This is a genomic window from Erwinia sp. MYb416 (assembly GCF_037479575.1).
GTDB classification, from domain to species: domain Bacteria; phylum Pseudomonadota; class Gammaproteobacteria; order Enterobacterales; family Enterobacteriaceae; genus Erwinia; species Erwinia rhapontici.
Genome location: NZ_JBBGYT010000257.1, coordinates 1 through 655 on the forward strand (window position 1 = coordinate 1; position 655 = coordinate 655).

A 655-nucleotide genomic window follows, 5' to 3' on the forward strand; every position below is an offset into this window, starting at 1 on the left:
CCACTAATATTATCTCCTATTGATCCGGAAAACAGCTCATCAGACTGCAATACTGTAGAGATGTTCTCTCTGTATTTCTCCAGGCCATATGCTCTGATATCAACCCCTCCCAGCATAATCCTTCCAGAGTCAGGCGTAAGTAACCCCATCATTATTTTAAGTAAGGTTGACTTCCCGCAGCCTGATGGTCCAACGATGGCAGTAATCACCCGCTCTTTTATTTTCAAATTAACATCAACAAATAAAGGTAGCTCTATCGGACTGAATGCATAGTTTATTCCATCGAGTTGAATGTCCATCCCGGATGAAATCTGGTTTGTGGCACCGTATTGACTATCAGGCAATAAATTTTCTTTGCTGGTCTGAATAATATCAGACACGCGCTCAAGATGGAGATAAAGCAGTTTCAGCTCCATCAGCTTTTCAATAAATGCACGATAGCGGGTAATAAACATCGTTTTGTATGCCACAAAGGCAAACATCATGCCGATTGAAAGCGAGCCATCCATTATTTGTAAAGCAGCAATATACAGGACAATTATCGATTCCAAACCAAAAATAAGCTGATTTGCACCAATAGAATAAATATTTATATGACTAAGTTTCATACCACTATTAATACTATCTATTAACTTATTCAGCCACTGGCTTTCCC

General features: G+C 39.2%; 1 protein-coding gene. It reads right to left on the minus strand.

Annotation, left to right across the window (positions count from 1 at the left end; translation table 11 throughout):
* On the minus strand, positions 1 to 655 hold a 655-nt coding region (locus WH277_RS02365), incomplete at both ends, for an ATP-binding cassette domain-containing protein (protein ID WP_339504189.1).